This window comes from Cellulomonas edaphi (assembly GCF_030362815.1).
GTDB lineage: Bacteria > Actinomycetota > Actinomycetes > Actinomycetales > Cellulomonadaceae > Cellulomonas > Cellulomonas edaphi.
On sequence record NZ_JAUCGR010000001.1, the window covers coordinates 1,138,085 to 1,154,323 of the forward strand.

Here is a 16,239-nt window from a genome sequence, read left to right on the forward strand (position 1 = left end):
GTTCCTGTCGGTCGCATGAGGCGTTGATGCCGGGCGCTGCTGCGACCCAACGGCGGCGTGCGAAACCTCCACGATACCAAGGCGGCCCGGATCGGGCTCAGGGATCGCCCGAGCGGCGTACGGGGCGGGCCGCGCTCAGGTGAGCGTGCAGTCCTGCGCCTCGCCGCTCACCGCGAGCTCGGAGGTCGGCACGGTCACCGTGACGCGCACGGTCGCGGTCTGCGCGGGACCCACCTCCACCGAGCGGACGCCCACCTCGCCGAACGACTGCGACAGCGCCCTGACCTTGCACGTGGCGGTGGCGTCCTTGTCCTTGGTCACGTCGAACGTCACCTCGGTCGACGAGTTGTCCGTCACATGGAAGCCGACCGACTTCCACTGCACGGGATCCTCCAGCTGCGCGCCGCCGAGCCACACGATCACGGCACCGACCACCACCGCGAGCGCTCCCCAGCCCACGAACCGCCAGGCGCGGGGGCGCGGGCGCGCGGGTCCGTAGCGCCCCGCGGGCGGGCGGACAGGGGTGTCGGTCACGAGATCCTCCGGGCAGCGGCGCACGAGGGAGCTCCGCGTGCGCGATCATTGTCTCTCGCCCCACCCACAGACCCCCGCACACGTCCGCCTGACGCTGTGCGCCGACGACCGAGGGAGCCATTCGTGAGCGGAGAGCGCCTACGTCTCATGGCCGTGCACGCCCACCCGGACGACGAGTCCAGCAAGGGTGCGGCGACCACTGCCCGGTACGCGGCCGAGGGCGTCGACGTGCTCGTCGTCAGCTGCACGGGTGGCGAGCGCGGTGACGTGCTCAACCCCAGCTACGGGCCGCTCGAGGGCGGCCTCGAGGTGATCCGCGCGGTCCGCGAGAAGGAGATGGCGGCCGCCGCCGCTGCGCTGGGCGTGCGCCACCACTGGCTGGGGTTCGTGGACTCGGGGCTCCCCGAGGGGGACCCGCTGCCGCCGCTGCCCGAGGGGTGCTTCGGCCTGCTTCCCCTGGAGGAGGCGTCCGCGCCGCTCGTCGAGCTCGTCCGCGAGTTCCGCCCGCACGTCATCACCACGTACGACCCGTCGGGCGGCTACCCGCACCCGGACCACATCATGTGCCACCGGGTCTCCGCCGAGGCCTACCACGCGGCCGGCGACCCCGAGCGCTACCGCGACCGCGGCGAGCCGTGGACGCCGCTGAAGCTGTACTACAACCACGGCTTCTCCCTGAGCCGTATGCGTGCGGTGCACGAGGCGATCATCGAGGCCGGACGGGAGTCGCCCTTCGGCGAGTGGATCGACTCGCGCCAGGCGAGGGAGGTCCCCGAGCGCGAGGTCACCACGCGCATCGAGGTCGCCGACTACTTCGACCAGCGCGACGACGCGCTGCGGGCCCACGCCACCCAGATCGACCCGGACGGCTTCTTCTTCGCGGTGCCGCGCGAGGTCGAGGTGGCACGGTGGTCCACCGAGGAGTACGAGCTCGCGGACTCGCGGGTGCCCACCGAGCTGCCCGAGGACGACCTGTTCGCCGGGATCCGGGAGATCGTCTGATGCTGTTCGCCGTCACCCCGTCGCCGTACCCGTCCCCCTCGGGCGTGGCCGTCACCACGTCGCAGGGCGGCTCGCCCGGCTTCCTCGGGTTCGTGTTCACGTTCCTGCTGGCGCTCGCGGCCGTGCTGCTGTTCCTGTCCCTCACCAAGCACCTGCGGGTCGTCGACCGGCGTGCCAAGCAGCAGGGTCTGGACGACGACCCCGACGCCTCGCCGGTCGCGCAGGAGGAGGCCGACCCCCGCGGGGACCGCCGCCCCGACGACGAGCCGCCCGCGGGCCGATGAACGAGCGTCCGGGGGCGCCCGAGCGGCCCTCCGTCCGGGTGACGGTGGGCCAGGTGCTCGGGTCCGCCGACCGTCCCGCCAACCGGCAGGTCGTCGGCGACGTCCTGCGTACCGCGGCGCACGTGCGCTCCGACCTCGTCGTGCTGCCGGAGTACGCCTCGGCCTTCGAGCCGCACGGTGTCGGCCCGCGGCACGCTGAGCCGCTCGACGGGCCGTTCGTCTCCCTGCTGCAGGACAAGGCGCGCGAGACCGGCGTCGCGGTGATCGCCGGCGTGACGCTGCCCGGCTCGGAGGACCGCGCGGTGAACGCCGTCGTCGCGGTGGACGGCGGCGGGGCGCTCGTCGGCGTCTACCGCAAGGTGCACCTGTACGACGCCTTCGGGCACCGGGAGTCCGACCGGCTCGAGGCCGGACCCGTGGACGCGCCGCCGCTCGTGCTCGACGTCGCCGGTCTGCGGTTCGGCGTCATGACGTGCTACGACCTGCGGTTCCCGGAGTCGGCGCGCAGGCTCGTGGACGCGGGGGCGGAGGTGCTCGTGGTGCCCGCGGCGTGGGCCGACGGCGAGCTCAAGGCGATGCACTGGCGCACGCTGGCCGTCGCGCGCGCGATCGAGAACACGTGCGCCGTGGTGGCCGTCGGGATGGCGGGCCGGGGCGTCGTCGGGCGGTCGCTCGTCGTGGGCCCGGACGGCGTGGTGGGCCTCGAGCTCGACGACGTGCCCGCGGTGCGCACGGTCGACATCGACGCGACCCGGCTCGCGGAGGTCCGGGCGACCAACCCCTCGCTGGCGAACCGGCGCTTCACGGTCACGCCGCGCTGAGGCGCTTGCCGCGCGCCTCTCAGGAAGCGGCGTACGCGGCCGTCGAGACGGCGACGTAGTGGCACGTGAACCCGACCACCGTGAGCGCGTGGAAGATCTCGTGGAACCCGAACCAGCGCGGGCTCGGGTTGGGGCGCTTGAGCCCGTACACCACGGCACCGAGCGTGTACGCGAGGCCGCCGGCGATCACGAGCCACATGATCGCCGCGCCCCCGGCGCGGTAGAACTGCGGCAGGAACGCCACGGCGACCCAGCCGAGCGCGACGTACACGGGCACGTACACCCAGCGGGGGGCGCCGAGCCAGAACACCCGCGCGAGCAGCCCGACGAGTGCACCGGACCACACGATGATCAGCAGGGTCCGGGCGGTGGCGGCCGGGAGCAGCAGCACGGCGAGCGGCGTGTAGGTGCCCGCGATGATGAGGAAGATGTTGGTGTGGTCGAGCCGCCGCAGGATGGCGGAGACGCGCGGCGACCAGCGGCCGCGGTGGTAGATCGCCGACGTGCCGAAGAGCATCACGGCCGAGAGCCCGAAGACCGCGGTGGACCACTTCGCGGCGGGGGTCGGCGACCGGACCACCAGCACGATCGAGGCGACGAGCACGAGCGGCGCGACGCCCGCGTGGATCCAGCCGCGCAGGTGCGGCTTGACCGCGTCGACCACCTTCTCGACGGGGCCCGCCTGCTCGGCGGCGGACCCGTCGGGTGCTGCGGTCGTGCTCATCGGCCGGTCTCGATTCGTCGGGAGGGCAACCTACGATCCCGTAGGTTACGGCACCGTAGGTACGGGTGTCGAACCATGTCGGCCCCCACGCTAGTAACGTGAGCGCGTCCCGTCCGCCGGTAGGTCCCAGGAGGTCGCGTGCGGCTGCCGCACCCCGTGTACCGACTCTACGAGCGGCGTCTGGCCGCCTCGCTTCCGGCCGACCGTCTGCCCCGGCACATCGGCGTGATCGTCGATGGCAACCGCCGGTGGGCGCGCAGCCTCGGCGAGTCCACGGCGCACGGGCACCGCGCGGGCGCCGACCGGATCAGCGACCTGCTCGAGTGGAGCGACGACATCGGCGTCGAGGTCGTGACGCTGTGGATGCTGTCGACCGACAACCTCGAGCGGGCCTCGGACGAGCTCGAGCCGCTCCTGGAGATCATCGAGGACGTCGTGGGGGAGCTCGCGTCCACCGGGCGGTGGCGCCTGCAGGCCGTCGGCGCGCTCGACATGCTCCCCGACCGCACGGCCAAGGCGCTCGTGGCCGCCCAGGAGGCGACCGCGGGGGTGCGCGGCGTGCACGTGAACGTCGCGGTGGGCTACGGAGGTCGACGAGAGATCGCGGATGCCGTCCGCGCGTACCTGCGCGCCGGCGCCGCGGCGGGCGAGAGCCTCGACGAGCTCGCCGAGTCGTTCGACGTCGAGCACATCGCCGAGCACCTGTACACCAAAGGGCAGCCGGACCCCGACCTGGTGATCCGCACGTCGGGGGAGCAGCGGCTGGGCGGGTTCCTGCTGTGGCAGAGCGCCCACTCGGAGTACTACTTCTGCGAGGCGTACTGGCCCGACTTCCGCCGGGTCGACTTCCTGCGTGCGATGCGCTCCTACGCGGCTCGCGAGCGGCGTCTCGGCCGCTGACCGCTCGGGCGCGCGCCGGCCAGGTGAACAGCGTGTGTCGCGTTCGCGTGTCGCGCTGGACACGGGGGTCGGCGGGGTTAGTTTCCGGGGAGAGGACGACACCCCGTCGTTCCCGGGAGGCCTTGCCCATGGAGCAGCTGCTCCGGGAGGAGGGTCGACCCCGGCCCTCCTCGAGTGGGCCTGGTCGCCCCCACCCCGTCGCCGATCGCCGGCACGTGGACCCGCTGAGGCGGGCCGCCGGCGCCAGGCGCCTTCTGCGGCGCACGTAGCGCCGGAGGGAGCAGGCCGTGGTCAGCAGCGCAACGCAGCACGTCGAGGTCGCCGTCGGCGAGGGTCGCCGGACGCACGTGCTCGATACATCGGTCCTGCTGTCCGACCCGAAGGCCATCGGGCGGTTCGCGGAGCACGACGTGGTCCTGCCGGTGGTGGTGATCACGGAGCTCGAGGCCAAGCGGCACCACGCGGAGCTCGGCTACTTCGCCCGCTCGGCCCTGCGCATGCTGGACGACCTGCGGCTCAAGCACGGGCGTCTCGACGCACCGATCCCGCTCACCGAGGAGGGCGGCTCGCTGCGCGTCGAGCTCAACCACAGCGACCTGAGCGTGCTCCCGGCGGGCTTCCGGCTCGGCGACAACGACACGCGCATCCTGGCGGTCGCCGCCAACCTCGCCGCGGAGGGGCTCGACGTCACCGTCGTCTCCAAGGACCTGCCGATGCGTGTCAAGGCGTCGGCGCTCGGGCTGCGGGCCGAGGAGTACCGCGCGGAGCTGGCCGTCGACTCGGGCTGGACCGGCATGGACGCGCTCGACCTGTCCGAGCAGCAGATGGCGGAGCTGTGGGAGAACGAGTCGGTGGCGCTCGCGGACGTCGTGGGCGCCGCGAGCGCGAGCTTCGGCACGACGAGCCCGCAGGACCTGCCGTGCCACACCGGCCTGGTGCTGCACAGCCCGCGTGGCTCCGCGCTCGGGCGCGTCACGGCCGACAAGCACGTGCAGCTGGTGCGCGGCGACCAGGACGTCTTCGGCGTGCACGGGCGGTCCGCGGAGCAGCGCATCGCGATCGACATGCTGCTCGACGAGGAGATCGGCATCGTGTCGCTCGGCGGGCGTGCGGGCACGGGCAAGTCCGCACTCGCGCTGTGCGCGGGGCTGGAGGCCGTGCTCGAGCGTCGCCAGCACCGCAAGGTCATGGTCTTCCGGCCGCTCTACGCGGTGGGCGGCCAGGACCTGGGGTACCTGCCCGGCAGCGAGGCCGAGAAGATGAACCCGTGGGCCCAGGCCGTGTTCGACACGCTGGGCGCGCTGGTGAGCAAGGAGGTGGTCGAGGAGGTGCTCGACCGCGACATCCTCGAGGTGCTCCCGCTCACGCACATCCGCGGCCGGTCGTTGCACGACGCGTACGTGATCGTGGACGAGGCGCAGTCGCTCGAGCGGAACGTGCTGCTCACCGTGCTGTCCCGCATCGGCCAGTCCTCGCGCGTGGTCCTGACGCACGACGTGGCGCAGCGGGACAACCTGCGCGTCGGGCGGCACGACGGCATCGCCGCCGTGATCGAGGCGCTCAAGGGGCACCCGCTGTTCGGGCACGTCACGCTCACGCGCTCGGAGCGGTCGCCGGTGGCCGCGCTGGTCACTGAGCTCTTCGAGGGCATCGAGGCCTGATCCGACGAATCGGCTGACGCGCGCCGGGGCCACCCGCTAGTCTCGGCGCGCGTCATCGGAGCCGCCGGCCCCGCGCACCCGTCTGGAGGACCTGCCATGAGCTACCCCGACCCGGTCCCGCAGTCCGCTCCCGAGGCGCAGCCCTGGTCCGCCGGCGAGGTCAGTCCCCGCCTGCTGCTGCCCGCCGTCCTGCTCTGCTTCTTCCTGGGCGTCATTGGCGTCCACCGCTTCTACGTCGGCAAGATCGGCACCGGCGTCCTGATGATCCTCACGCTGGGCGGCCTCGGCCTCTGGACGCTCATCGACTTCGTGGTGCTGATCGTCGGCAGCTTCAAGGACAAGGAAGGCCGCTACCTCAAGCAGTGGACCTGAGTCCTCCCCGAGGACCGGAAAGGGGCGCACACCGTTCGCGGTGGGCGCCCCTTCGTCGTGTCGACCGTCACCTCGTCACGCCTTGACCATCGAGCTCCTCCCGGTGCAATATTCCAGTCGGAATAGCCCCGGGACGTCGTGTCGGTGGGCGGGGGAAGGATGTGCCCATGGCGGCGGGGGACCTCTCAGCGGTGGCGGTGCTCGTCCTCGGCCTCCTGCACGAGCAGCCCATGCACCCGTACCAGGCCTACCAGGCGCTCGTGGAGCGGGGCGACAACCGCCTGGTCCGGGTCAACCCCGGCGCGGTCTACCACGGCGTCGAGCGTCTGGAGCGTGACGGTCTCGTCGAGGTGGTCGGCACGGAGCGGGAGGGACGCCGGCCCGAACGGACGACGTACCGGCTGACCGGCGCGGGCCGGGAGGCGTTCGCGGTGCGGCTGCGCAGCCTGCTCGGCGACGACCACCCCGCCTACCCGCTGTTCGCCGTGGGGCTGGCCGAGGCGCACGAGCTCCCGGCGGCCACCGTCGTCCAGGAGCTGCGCCGCAGGAGGGAGCGCGAGGACGCTCGTCGCGCGGCGCTGCAGGCCCGCCACACCGAGGCGCTCAGCCACGGGCTGCCCCGCCGCTACGCCCTCGACGTCGAGCGCGACATCGCGCTGCTCGTCGCCGAGGTCGCCTGGCTCGACTCGACGATCGCCGAGCTCGACCCCGACGCGCTCGACTGGAGCGCCCCGTTCCCCTCCGACTACAAGGCCCGCGCACGCGCGGCGGGCTTCCTCTCCAGCCCCACAGACACGAAGGACGTCCCATGACCACCGACCAGCGCTCACCGCTCGTCGATCTCCACGGCCGCAGCCCGTGGAGCATCATCCCGCCCCTCTGCCTCGGCTTCTTCATGATCATGGTCGACACCACGATCGTGAACATCGCGATCCCGACGCTGTCCACCGAGCTGGATGCCGACCTGGTCGCCGTGGGCTGGGTGAACAGCGCCTACCTGCTCACGTTCGCCGTGCTCCTGCTCGTGACCGGGCGCCTGGGTGACCGGTTCGGACCGCGGCCGATGTTCATCGCGGGGCTCGTGGTCTTCACGCTCACCTCGCTCGCGTGCGGCCTTGCGCCCAACATCGGCGTCCTGATCGGCGCACGCGCCCTGCAGGGCATCGGCGCCGCGCTCATGACCCCGCAGACGATGTCGATGATCACGCGCGTGTTCCCGGCCGCGAAGCGCGGTGCCGCCATGGGCGTCTGGGGCGCCACCGCGGGCGTCGCCACGATCGCCGGCCCGGTGCTCGGCGGGGCGCTCGTGGAGTCCTGGGGCTGGGAGTGGATCTTCTTCGTCAACATCCCGATCGGCATCGTCGCCCTGTGGCTCTCGTTCACCAAGCTCCCGACCCTGCCGACGGCCGCGCGGTCGTTCGACGTCGTCGGCATGCTGCTGTCGATCGTGGGCATGTTCCTGCTGGTCTTCGGCCTGCAGGAGGGCGAGAAGTACGACTGGGGCACGGTCACCGGCCCGATCACCATCTGGATGATCGTCGGCGCGGGAGTGGCGGTGCTCGTCGGCTTCGTCCTGTGGCAGCGCCACCTCGGCGAGGACGCGCTGATGCCGCTGCGCCTGTTCCACGTGCGCAACTTCTCGCTCGCCAACGTCGCCGGCTGGGCGGTCACGTTCGCGATGACCGGGCTGTTCTTCCCGTTCACCATCTTCCTGCAGTCGGTCCTGGGCCTGTCGGCCCTGCACGCGGCGCTCGTCGGCCTGCCGGGCTCGCTGCTGTCCGGCATCGTCGCGCCGTTCGCAGGCCGGCTGTCCGACCGGTTCCCCGCCAAGTGGATCGTGGCGACCGGGTTCGCCATCCTCGTGGTGGTCGTGGCGTGGCTCTCGTTCGCGATCGGGCCGGACGCGCCCGTGTGGACCCTGGTGCTGCCCATGACGTTCTTCGGCATCGGCACCGGCTTCCTGTTCTCCCCGCTGGCCAGCACGGCGACCGCCGGGCTCGACCACCGCACCGCCGGAGCCGGCGCGGGCGCGTTCAACACCAACCGCCAGATCGGCGGCGTCATCGGCTCGGCTGCGGTCGTGGCGCTCCTGACCTCGCGCCTGTCGGTCGCGATCCCGGATGCCGTGAAGGACGCTGCGGCACAGATCCCGGCGGGGGAGCGCCAGAAGCTCCTCGACGGGCTCGCCCAGGCCGACGTCGGCTCCCTCAGCACCGGTGGCGGCTCCATCACCAACCCCGTGCTGCTGGACGCGGTGCACTCGGGCTTCGCCACGGCCGTCAGCCAGACGCTGTGGCTCACGGTGGCGACGCTCGCGCTCGGGCTCGCCGCGAGCCTGGCCATGAGGGCGACCCGTCCCCAGCCGCACGGCGCACCGCCGAAGGGTGAGGTCGCTGCTGCCGCGGTAGCGCACTGACGTCGGCGCCTCCGGCTCAGGCGCGCTGACTGCGCTCACCGGCGCCGCATGCCACGGGCCCGGAGCCCCGCGTGAGCGGGGTCCCGGGCCCGGGGCGTCTCTCGACGGTGCGGCTCAGCCCTGGGGCGGCCGGGTCATGCTCAGCACGTCCAGGGCGGCGTCGAGCTGGTCGGTGGTGACCTCGCCGCGCTCCACGTACCCGAGGTCGATGACCGCCTGCCGCACGGTGATGCCCGCCTTCACGGCGTGCTTGGCGATCTTGGCGGCAGCCTCGTAGCCGATGACGCGGTTGAGCGGCGTGACGATCGACGGCGAGGACTCGGCGAAGGCGCGCGCCCGCTCCTCGTTGGCCACCAGGCCGTCGACGGTCTTGTCGGCGAGCAGGCGCGAGGCGTTGGCCAGCAGGCGGATCGACTCCAGCACGCCCGCGGCGATCACGGGGATCTGCACGTTGAGCTCGAACGAGCCGGACGCGCCGGCCCAGGCCACGGTCGCGTCGTTGCCCACCACGCGCGCCGCGACCATGAGCACGGCCTCGGGGATCACGGGGTTGACCTTGCCCGGCATGATCGACGACCCGGGCTGCAGGTCGGGGATCGACAGCTCGCCGAGGCCCGTGTTGGGGCCGGACCCCATCCATCGCAGGTCGTTGCAGATCTTGGTCAGGCTCACCGCGATGGTGCGCAGCGCCCCGGACAGCTCGACCAGCCCGTCGCGGGAGGACTGCGCCTCGAAGTGGTCGCGCGCCTCGGTCAGGGGCAGGCCCGTGTCCTCGCGGAGCAGCTCGATCACGCGCTGGGGGAAGCCGGCCGGGGTGTTGATGCCCGTGCCGACGGCCGTGCCTCCCAGCGGCACCTCGGCCGCGCGGGGCAGGGCCGACTGCAGCCGCTCGATGCCGTAGCGCACCGCCGCCGCGTACCCGCCGAACTCCTGCCCGAGGGTGACGGGGGTCGCGTCCATGAGGTGGGTGCGGCCCGACTTGACCACCGTCGACCAGGCGTCGGCCTTGGCCTGCAGCGCGTCGGCCAGGTGCGTGAGCGCGGGGATCAGGTCGCGCACCACGCCGGCGGTCGCCGCGACGTGCACCGACGTGGGGAACACGTCGTTCGACGACTGCGAGGCGTTCACGTGGTCGTTGGGGTGCACCGGGCTGCCGAGCCCGCGCGTCGCGAGCGTCGCCAGGACCTCGTTGGTGTTCATGTTCGAGGAGGTGCCCGAGCCGGTCTGGTAGATGTCGACCGGGAAGTGCTCGTCGTGCGCGCCGGAGGCGACCTCGTCGGCCGCGGCGACGATCGCGTCGGCGATCGCGGCGTCGAGGACGCCGAGCTCGGCGTTGGCCCGCGCCGCCGCCTTCTTGATGCGGGCGAGCGCCTCGATGTGCCCGCGCTCGAGGCGGGTGCCCGAGATGGGGAAGTTCTCGACCGCGCGCTGCGTCTGCGCGCGGTACAGGGCGGAGGCGGGGACCCGGACCTCGCCCATGGTGTCGTGCTCGATCCGGTACTCGACCCCGTCGTCGGTGGCTGCAGAAGTCATGCCCCCATCCTGCCGCACCGCCCGGGGCGCCACGGACCCGTGCACGTCGCATCCCGGCTGCCGCCGCGGACCCGTGCACGTCGCATCCCGGCTGCCGCCGCGGCACGATCGCGGCACGATGAGGCCGTGGACGACGAGCGCTGCAGGGCCGAGCGGTTCCTCGCGCGCGGGCGGCTCGAGCGCACGCCGCGTCGCGTCGCCGACCGCGATGCCGTGCTCGACCACATCGCCGCCCGGGTGCTGGCTCCGGGGGAGTGGGCGGACGAGCGCGAGGTCACCGCACGCGTCGCGGAGGTGGCCGACGACCCGGTGCGCGTGCGGCGCGACCTCGTCGAGGCCGGCCTGCTGGGGCGGCGCGGCGACGGCTCGGTGTACTGGCGCGAGCGGGTGACGCCGCACGACGACGAGCCGGGCGCCCGCGAGCGGCCGGCCGAGCCGTGGTTCCCCTAGGGTGACCCAGCCGCGGCGCGGGTCCCGCGCCCGGGACGGCTCAGATCGAGCCGACGACCTCCGCCACCTGGACCTTGCCGTCGGACAGCGTGTACTCGAGGCCGACGATCGCGCACCGCCCCTCGGCGACCGCCTCGGCCAGCGAGACCGAGTAGCCCTGCAGCATCTGGACCGTGTGGCGGACGTGCTCGTGACCCAGCGCGGACGCCTCGACGCTGGAGATGTCCTGGCCGTTGCCGACGAGGCTGACGATGCTCGGGATGACGCGGTCCACCACGGCGCGCACGAAGCCGGGCGGGATGTCGCCGTCGGTGAGCGCGGCGGTGGCCGCCGCGACGGCGCCGCACGAGTCGTGGCCGAGGACCACCACGAGCGGCGCACCCAGCACGGACACGCCGTACTCGATCGAGCCGATCACGGTCGTGTCGAGCACGTGGCCGGCGGTCCGGACGACGAACAGGTCGCCCAGGCCCTGGTCGAAGATGATCTCGGCGGCGACGCGGGAGTCGGAGCACCCGAACAGGACGGCGAACGGGTGCTGCTCGGCGGACAGCTCCGCGCGTCTCTCGATGCTCTGCGAGGGGTGCTCCATCTCCCCGCGCACGAATCGTTCGTTGCCCTCGCGGAGGGCGGCCCAGGCTTCGGCAGGAGTCAGCTCACGTGGCACGGCGCCATCCTGGCAGGGAATGCCGCATGTGGCAGGCCGGTGTCCATCGACGCCTCGCCCGTTCGGGTGGCACCACTTCACCCGCCGGTGTAGTCCTAATTCCAGGCAGCGACTCCTCGAGCCCACTGGAGGGACACGTGCGACGACGCACCCGGGCTGTGGCCCTGGCCGCCCTGGCCGGCCTCGTGCTCCCGCTCGCTGCATGCAGCAGCGACGAAGGCGGCCCGCCGACCCTCACCTGGTACATCAACCCCGACGACGGTGGCCAGGCCGAGATCGCGAAGCGCTGCACCGAGGCCGCCGACGGGGCGTACCGCATCACCACGTCGGTGCTCCCGCGCGACGCGAGCGCGCAGCGCGAGCAGCTCGCCCGACGGCTGGCCGCCAAGGACTCGTCGATCGACATCATGAGCCTCGACCCGCCGTTCATCCCCGAGCTGGCCGAACCCGGCTTCCTCGCGCCGATCCCCGAGGACGTCGCCACCAAGGTCAGCAAGGACGTCGTCCAGGGCGCGCTCGCCGGCGCGACGTGGAAGGACAAGCTCGTCGCCGTGCCGTTCTGGGCGAACACCCAGCTGCTCTGGTACCGCAAGTCGGTGGCGGAGAAGGCGGGGCTCGATCCCGCCAAGGAGCCGGTCACCTGGAAGCAGCTCATCGACGTGGCCAAGGAGCAGGACAAGCTGCTGGCGGTGCAGGGCACCAAGGCCGAGTCGCTCACCGTCTGGATCAACGCCCTCGTCGAGTCGGCCGGCGGACACGTGCTGACCAACCCCGAGGCGCCCGCCGACGAGCTGAAGCTGGGCCTCGAGACGGACGCGGGCAAGGCCGCCGCGGAGGTCATGAGCTCCATCGGGAAGCAGGGACTGGGCGGCCCCGGGCTGCCGACCGCGGACGAGAACGCCTCGCTCACCTTGTTCCAGGGGGACAAGGGCTCGTTCATGGTCAACTGGCCGTTCGTCTGGTCGGCCACCAACGCGGCCGTGAAGGACGGGACGCTCGACCAGTCGCTCGTCGACGACATCGGCTGGGCGCTCTACCCGGGCATGAAGGAGGGCGAGAAGTCTCGTCCCCCCTACGGCGGCATCAACCTGGGCGTGGGCGCGTTCAGCAGCCACGTCGACGAGGCGTTCAAGGCGACGGAGTGCATCGTCACGCCGGAGAACCAGGCCTACTACTTCGCCACCAACGGCAACCCGCCGTCGAACACGAAGTCCTACGAGGACGCCGAGGTCAAGAAGGCGTTCCCGATGGCTGACGTCATCCGGGAGTCGCTCGAGAACGCCGCGCCGCGGCCGCAGACCCCGTACTACAACGAGGTGTCGCTCGGCCTGCAGGAGACGTGGCACCCGCCGGCTTCCGTCGACCCGGCGACGACACCGAAGAAGTCGACCGACTTCATCACGGCCGTCCTGCGAGGGGAGCAGCTGCTATGACCGCGGAGGTTGCTACGCCCCGGACCGTCGAGGAGGCGGTGAAGCCGCGCAAGAAGAAGCCGGTGCGCAGCGACCGCGCCAAGGCGGAGGCGCGGCTCGGCTGGATGCTCGCGGGCCCCGCGTTCGTCGTGATGCTGCTGGTGACGGTCTACCCGATCTTGCAGGCGTGCTACGACTCGCTCTTCAGCTACCGGCTCACCGCGCCGGACGACAAGGCGTTCATCGGGCTGCGCAACTACATCGAGGTCATCACCGACCCGGTGTTCCTGCAGGCGCTGCTCGTCACCGTGGTGATCATGGTGGTCTCGGTGATCGTCGAGCTGGTGCTGGGCTTCGCTCTCGCCCTCGTCATGCACCGGGCGATCACCCAGCTCCGGGGGCTGCTGCGCACGGCGATCCTGGTCCCGTACGGCATCATCACCGTCGTCTCGGCCTTCGCGTGGTTCTACGCGTTCGACATCAACTCGGGCTTCGTCAACCACTGGTTCGGCTGGGTGCCCGGCATCAGCACCGATCTGAACTGGTTCGCCCAGCAGGGCACCAGCCTGTTCGTCATCATCGCCTCGGAGATCTGGAAGACGACGCCGTTCATCTCGCTGCTGCTGCTGGCCGGCCTCGCGCAGGTGCCCAGCGAGCTCGAGGAGGCCGCCGAGGTGGACGGCGCCACCTGGTGGCAGCGGCTGACGCGGGTGGTGCTGCCGAACATGAAGGCGGCCATCATGGTCGCGGTCCTGTTCCGCGCCCTCGACGCGTTCCGCATCTTCGACAACGTGTTCATCATGACCAACGGCGCCAACGACACCACGGTGCTCTCGCTGCTGGCGTACCGGACGTCGATCGGACGGCTCGAGATCGGCCTCGGGTCGGCCATCTCCGTGATCCTGTTCCTCTGCGTCATCCTCATCTGCTTCATCGCGATCAAGCTCTTCAAGGTCGATCTGGCCGGCGCGAGGGGGGAGAGCTGATGCGGACCATGTCGACGCGGCTCAAGGTGGGTTGGGCCGTCATCACGGTGCTCGTGCTGATCTACGCCCTGTTCCCGGTGGCGTCGATCGTCGCGACGTCGTTCAAGCTGCCGAGCCAGCTGAACCTCGGCACCTTCCTGCCGAAGACGTGGACGACGACGAACTACGAGGAGATCCTCACCGGCTCGGCCAAGGACCTGTTCCTGCCGTCGCTGCGCAACTCGATCGGCATCTCGCTGATCGCCACGTTCATCGCCGTGGTGCTCGCGACGCTCGCGGCCTACGCCATCGCGCGGCTCGACTTCCGCGGCAAGCGGCTGATCCTCACGGCCGCGCTGGGCGTCTCGATCTTCCCCGTGGTCTCGCTCGTGACGCCGCTGTTCAACCTGTGGCGCAACATCGGCCTCTACGACACCTGGCTCGGCCTGATCATCCCGTACCTGTCGCTCACGCTGCCGATCTCGATCTGGACGCTGGCCGCGTTCTTCCGGCAGATCCCCTGGGAGCTCGAGCAGGCCGCGCAGGTGGACGGCGCCACGTCGTGGCAGGCGTTCCGCAAGGTGATCGTCCCCCTCGCGGCGCCGGGCGTGTTCACCACTGCCCTGATCGCGTTCTTCATCGCGTGGAACGACTTCGTCTACGGGATCTCGCTGACCTCGACGTCTGCGGCGCGGCCCGTGCCGGCAGCCCTCGCGTTCTTCACGGGCGCCTCGCAGTTCGAGGAGCCCACCGGTGCCATCTCCGCCGCCGCGGTGGTGGTCACCATCCCCGTCGTCATCCTCGTGATGCTGTTCCAACGCCAGATCGTGTCCGGCCTGACCCAGGGCGCCGTCAAGGGCTGAGCCCAGAAGGAGTGAACCGATGGCCGCCATCACCCTCAAGGACATCGTCAAGGAGTACGGCGACGGCTACCTCGCCGTGAAGGGCGTGAGCCTCGACATCGCCGACGGCGAGTTCGTCATCCTCGTCGGGCCGTCAGGCTGCGGGAAGTCGACGCTGCTGCGCATGATCGTCGGCCTCGAGGACATCACCGACGGAGACCTGTCGATCGGGGGAGAGCGCGTGAACGACCGCGCGCCGCGCGACCGGCACCTCGCCATGGTGTTCCAGAACTACGCCCTCTACCCGCACCTGACTGTGTTCGAGAACATCGCCTTCCCCCTGCGGTTGCAGAAGGGCCAGTTCACCGAGGCGCAGATCAAGGAGAAGGTGGAGTTCGCCGCCAAGACCCTCGAGCTCCAGGACCACCTCCAGCGCAAGCCCGCCAACCTCTCGGGTGGCCAGCGCCAGCGCGTCGCGATGGGGCGCGCGATCGTGCGCGAGGCGCAGGCCTTCCTGTTCGACGAGCCTCTGTCCAACCTGGACGCGAAGCTGCGCGGCCAGATGCGCACCGAGATCGCGCGCATGCAGCGCCGGCTCGGCACCACCACCGTCTACGTCACGCACGACCAGACCGAGGCGATGACCCTGGGCGACCGGGTGGCCGTGCTGCGCAAGGGCGAGCTCCAGCAGGTCGCCTCGCCGCGCGGGCTCTACGAGCACCCGGTCAACCTGTTCGTGGCGGGCTTCATCGGCTCACCGCCCATGAACTTCCTGCCCGGGGAGGTCACCGACGGCGTGCTGCGCCTGCCGTTCGTGGACGTGCCGCTCGACGACGCGCTCACGCAGCGGATCGGTGACCGCAAGCTGCTCATCGTGGGGCTGCGCCCGGAGCACTTCGAGGACGCGTCGCTCACGGACGACCGCCGCTCGGCGGAGGGCGTCACGTTCGACGCGTCGGTGGACGTCACCGAGTGGCTCGGATCCGACCTGTACGCCTACGTGCCGTTCGACACCAACCCCGACGTGGCCGGCAAGCTCGAGGAGCTCGACCGGGACCTCGACGGGGAGGGCATGCGCACCCAGCTGGTCGTCGCCCTGGACTCCGAGAGCCGCGTGCGCGACGGCGACGACGCGACCCTGTGGTTCGACCCGGCCAAGATGATGCTGTTCGACCCGGAGAGCGGCGAGAACCTGACGTACGACGAGGCCGCGGTCACGGAGATCGACCAGCAGAACGAGAAGGACCGCAAGGCCTCGCTCGAGCGGGCTCAGGCGCGGGAGAAGGCCCGGGCGAGCTGATCGCGGCGGTCTGCCGGACCGGTCGGTCGCCCGACCCGGCCGGGTCCAGTCGCCGTCACTCGTCGCCCGACGAGGGTGCCGCGGGCTCGCGCACGGCGGCGAGACGTTCGCGGGCGCCGTCCAGCCACTGCTGGCACCGGGCAGCGAGTGCCTCGCCGCGCTCCCAGAGCGCCAGCGAGCCCTCGAGACTCTCCGACCCCGCCTCCAGCCGGGCCACCACCTGCACGAGCTCGTCACGCGCCTGCTCGTAGCTGAGCTCCGCCACGTCGGCGTTGGGGTCGGCGGCGGGCGTCGGCTGCTTCGGCATCCGCCCATCCAACCAGCCCGCGCCCACAGCCGACGCCCCTCACGTCTGT

The 16,239-nt window shown here is 71.6% G+C and carries 18 protein-coding genes; 13 read left to right on the plus strand and 5 right to left on the minus strand.

Translation table 11 applies throughout. The features are described 5' to 3' along the window. Positions 1-135: 135 nt before the first annotated feature. Complete coding sequence (locus QRT05_RS05325) at positions 136-534, minus strand: DUF4307 domain-containing protein (protein ID WP_289445904.1); 399 nt, start codon at positions 532-534, stop codon at positions 136-138. Positions 535-681: 147 nt separating this feature from the next. Between QRT05_RS05325 and mca the strand changes: the two genes are divergently transcribed. Genes mca through QRT05_RS05340 form a run of 3 tightly spaced genes read left to right on the plus strand, consistent with a single transcriptional unit; the run spans position 682 to position 2,641 of the window. Next, positions 682-1,536 carry a mycothiol conjugate amidase Mca gene (gene mca, locus QRT05_RS05330; RefSeq protein ID WP_407650311.1) on the plus strand — a complete coding sequence of 285 codons (855 nt, stop codon included), beginning with the start codon at positions 682-684 and terminating at the stop codon, positions 1,534-1,536. Beyond that, complete coding sequence (locus tag QRT05_RS05335) at positions 1,536-1,820, plus strand: hypothetical protein (protein WP_289445906.1); 285 nt, start codon at positions 1,536-1,538, stop codon at positions 1,818-1,820. The genes mca and QRT05_RS05335 overlap by 1 nt, the downstream gene beginning before the upstream one ends. Next, the gene (locus QRT05_RS05340; RefSeq protein WP_289445907.1) at positions 1,817-2,641 is read left to right on the plus strand and encodes a carbon-nitrogen hydrolase family protein; all 825 of its coding nucleotides are present in this window, start codon (positions 1,817-1,819) and stop codon (positions 2,639-2,641) included. Before QRT05_RS05335 ends, QRT05_RS05340 begins: the two co-directional genes overlap by 4 nt. 19 nt (positions 2,642-2,660) lie before the next feature. On the opposite strand, the gene trhA is transcribed toward QRT05_RS05340, so the two are convergent. Next, positions 2,661-3,365, minus strand: a complete 705-nt coding sequence (trhA, locus tag QRT05_RS05345) for a PAQR family membrane homeostasis protein TrhA (RefSeq protein ID WP_289445908.1) — start codon at positions 3,363-3,365, stop codon at positions 2,661-2,663. A gap of 138 nt (positions 3,366-3,503) precedes the next feature. On the opposite strand from trhA, the gene QRT05_RS05350 reads away from it, so the two are divergent. The 5 genes from QRT05_RS05350 (at position 3,504) to QRT05_RS05370 (ending at position 8,714) form a co-directional block, all read left to right on the plus strand. Further along, on the plus strand, positions 3,504-4,265 hold the full coding sequence (locus QRT05_RS05350; RefSeq protein WP_289445909.1) for an isoprenyl transferase: 762 nt from the start codon (positions 3,504-3,506) through the stop codon (positions 4,263-4,265). A gap of 287 nt (positions 4,266-4,552) precedes the next feature. Beyond that, the gene (locus QRT05_RS05355; protein WP_289445910.1) at positions 4,553-5,926 is read left to right on the plus strand and encodes a PhoH family protein; all 1,374 of its coding nucleotides are present in this window, start codon (positions 4,553-4,555) and stop codon (positions 5,924-5,926) included. Between the two features lie 96 nt (positions 5,927-6,022). After that, positions 6,023-6,298, plus strand: coding sequence for a TM2 domain-containing protein (locus QRT05_RS05360; protein WP_289445911.1), 276 nt, complete (start codon positions 6,023-6,025; stop codon positions 6,296-6,298). Positions 6,299-6,465: 167 nt separating this feature from the next. Beyond that, positions 6,466-7,110 carry a PadR family transcriptional regulator gene (locus QRT05_RS05365; RefSeq protein WP_289445912.1) on the plus strand — a complete coding sequence of 215 codons (645 nt, stop codon included), beginning with the start codon at positions 6,466-6,468 and terminating at the stop codon, positions 7,108-7,110. Further along, a complete protein-coding gene (locus QRT05_RS05370) occupies positions 7,107-8,714 on the plus strand; it encodes a DHA2 family efflux MFS transporter permease subunit (RefSeq protein WP_289445913.1) in 1,608 nt (535 codons plus the stop codon). The genes QRT05_RS05365 and QRT05_RS05370 overlap by 4 nt, the downstream gene beginning before the upstream one ends. A gap of 114 nt (positions 8,715-8,828) precedes the next feature. Here QRT05_RS05370 and QRT05_RS05375 read toward each other — a convergent pair whose 3' ends face one another. Then, entirely contained in the window at positions 8,829-10,247 is a 1,419-nt protein-coding gene (locus QRT05_RS05375) for a class II fumarate hydratase (protein WP_289445914.1), read from the minus strand. 126 nt (positions 10,248-10,373) lie between these two features. On the opposite strand from QRT05_RS05375, the gene QRT05_RS05380 reads away from it, so the two are divergent. Next, positions 10,374-10,697 carry a DUF2087 domain-containing protein gene (locus QRT05_RS05380; RefSeq protein ID WP_289445915.1) on the plus strand — a complete coding sequence of 108 codons (324 nt, stop codon included), beginning with the start codon at positions 10,374-10,376 and terminating at the stop codon, positions 10,695-10,697. A 40-nt stretch (positions 10,698-10,737) separates the two neighbouring features. Here QRT05_RS05380 and QRT05_RS05385 read toward each other — a convergent pair whose 3' ends face one another. After that, entirely contained in the window at positions 10,738-11,364 is a 627-nt protein-coding gene (locus QRT05_RS05385) for a carbonic anhydrase (RefSeq protein WP_289445916.1), read from the minus strand. A gap of 137 nt (positions 11,365-11,501) precedes the next feature. Here QRT05_RS05385 and QRT05_RS05390 point away from each other — a divergent pair, with 137 nt between their 5' ends. From QRT05_RS05390 to QRT05_RS05405, 4 genes are read left to right on the plus strand one after another with little or no spacing between them, the layout of a single operon-like run. After that, positions 11,502-12,797 carry an extracellular solute-binding protein gene (locus QRT05_RS05390; protein ID WP_289445917.1) on the plus strand — a complete coding sequence of 432 codons (1,296 nt, stop codon included), beginning with the start codon at positions 11,502-11,504 and terminating at the stop codon, positions 12,795-12,797. Then, complete coding sequence (locus tag QRT05_RS05395) at positions 12,794-13,762, plus strand: carbohydrate ABC transporter permease (protein ID WP_289445918.1); 969 nt, start codon at positions 12,794-12,796, stop codon at positions 13,760-13,762. The genes QRT05_RS05390 and QRT05_RS05395 overlap by 4 nt, the downstream gene beginning before the upstream one ends. An 8-nt stretch (positions 13,763-13,770) precedes the next feature. Continuing rightward, a complete protein-coding gene (locus tag QRT05_RS05400; RefSeq protein WP_407650312.1) occupies positions 13,771-14,604 on the plus strand; it encodes a carbohydrate ABC transporter permease in 834 nt (277 codons plus the stop codon). A 19-nt stretch (positions 14,605-14,623) separates the two neighbouring features. Next, the gene (locus tag QRT05_RS05405; RefSeq protein WP_289445920.1) at positions 14,624-15,883 is read left to right on the plus strand and encodes an ABC transporter ATP-binding protein; all 1,260 of its coding nucleotides are present in this window, start codon (positions 14,624-14,626) and stop codon (positions 15,881-15,883) included. Between the two features lie 55 nt (positions 15,884-15,938). Here QRT05_RS05405 and QRT05_RS05410 read toward each other — a convergent pair whose 3' ends face one another. Continuing rightward, entirely contained in the window at positions 15,939-16,190 is a 252-nt protein-coding gene (locus tag QRT05_RS05410) for an exodeoxyribonuclease VII small subunit (protein ID WP_289445921.1), read from the minus strand. Positions 16,191-16,239 lie beyond the last annotated feature (49 nt).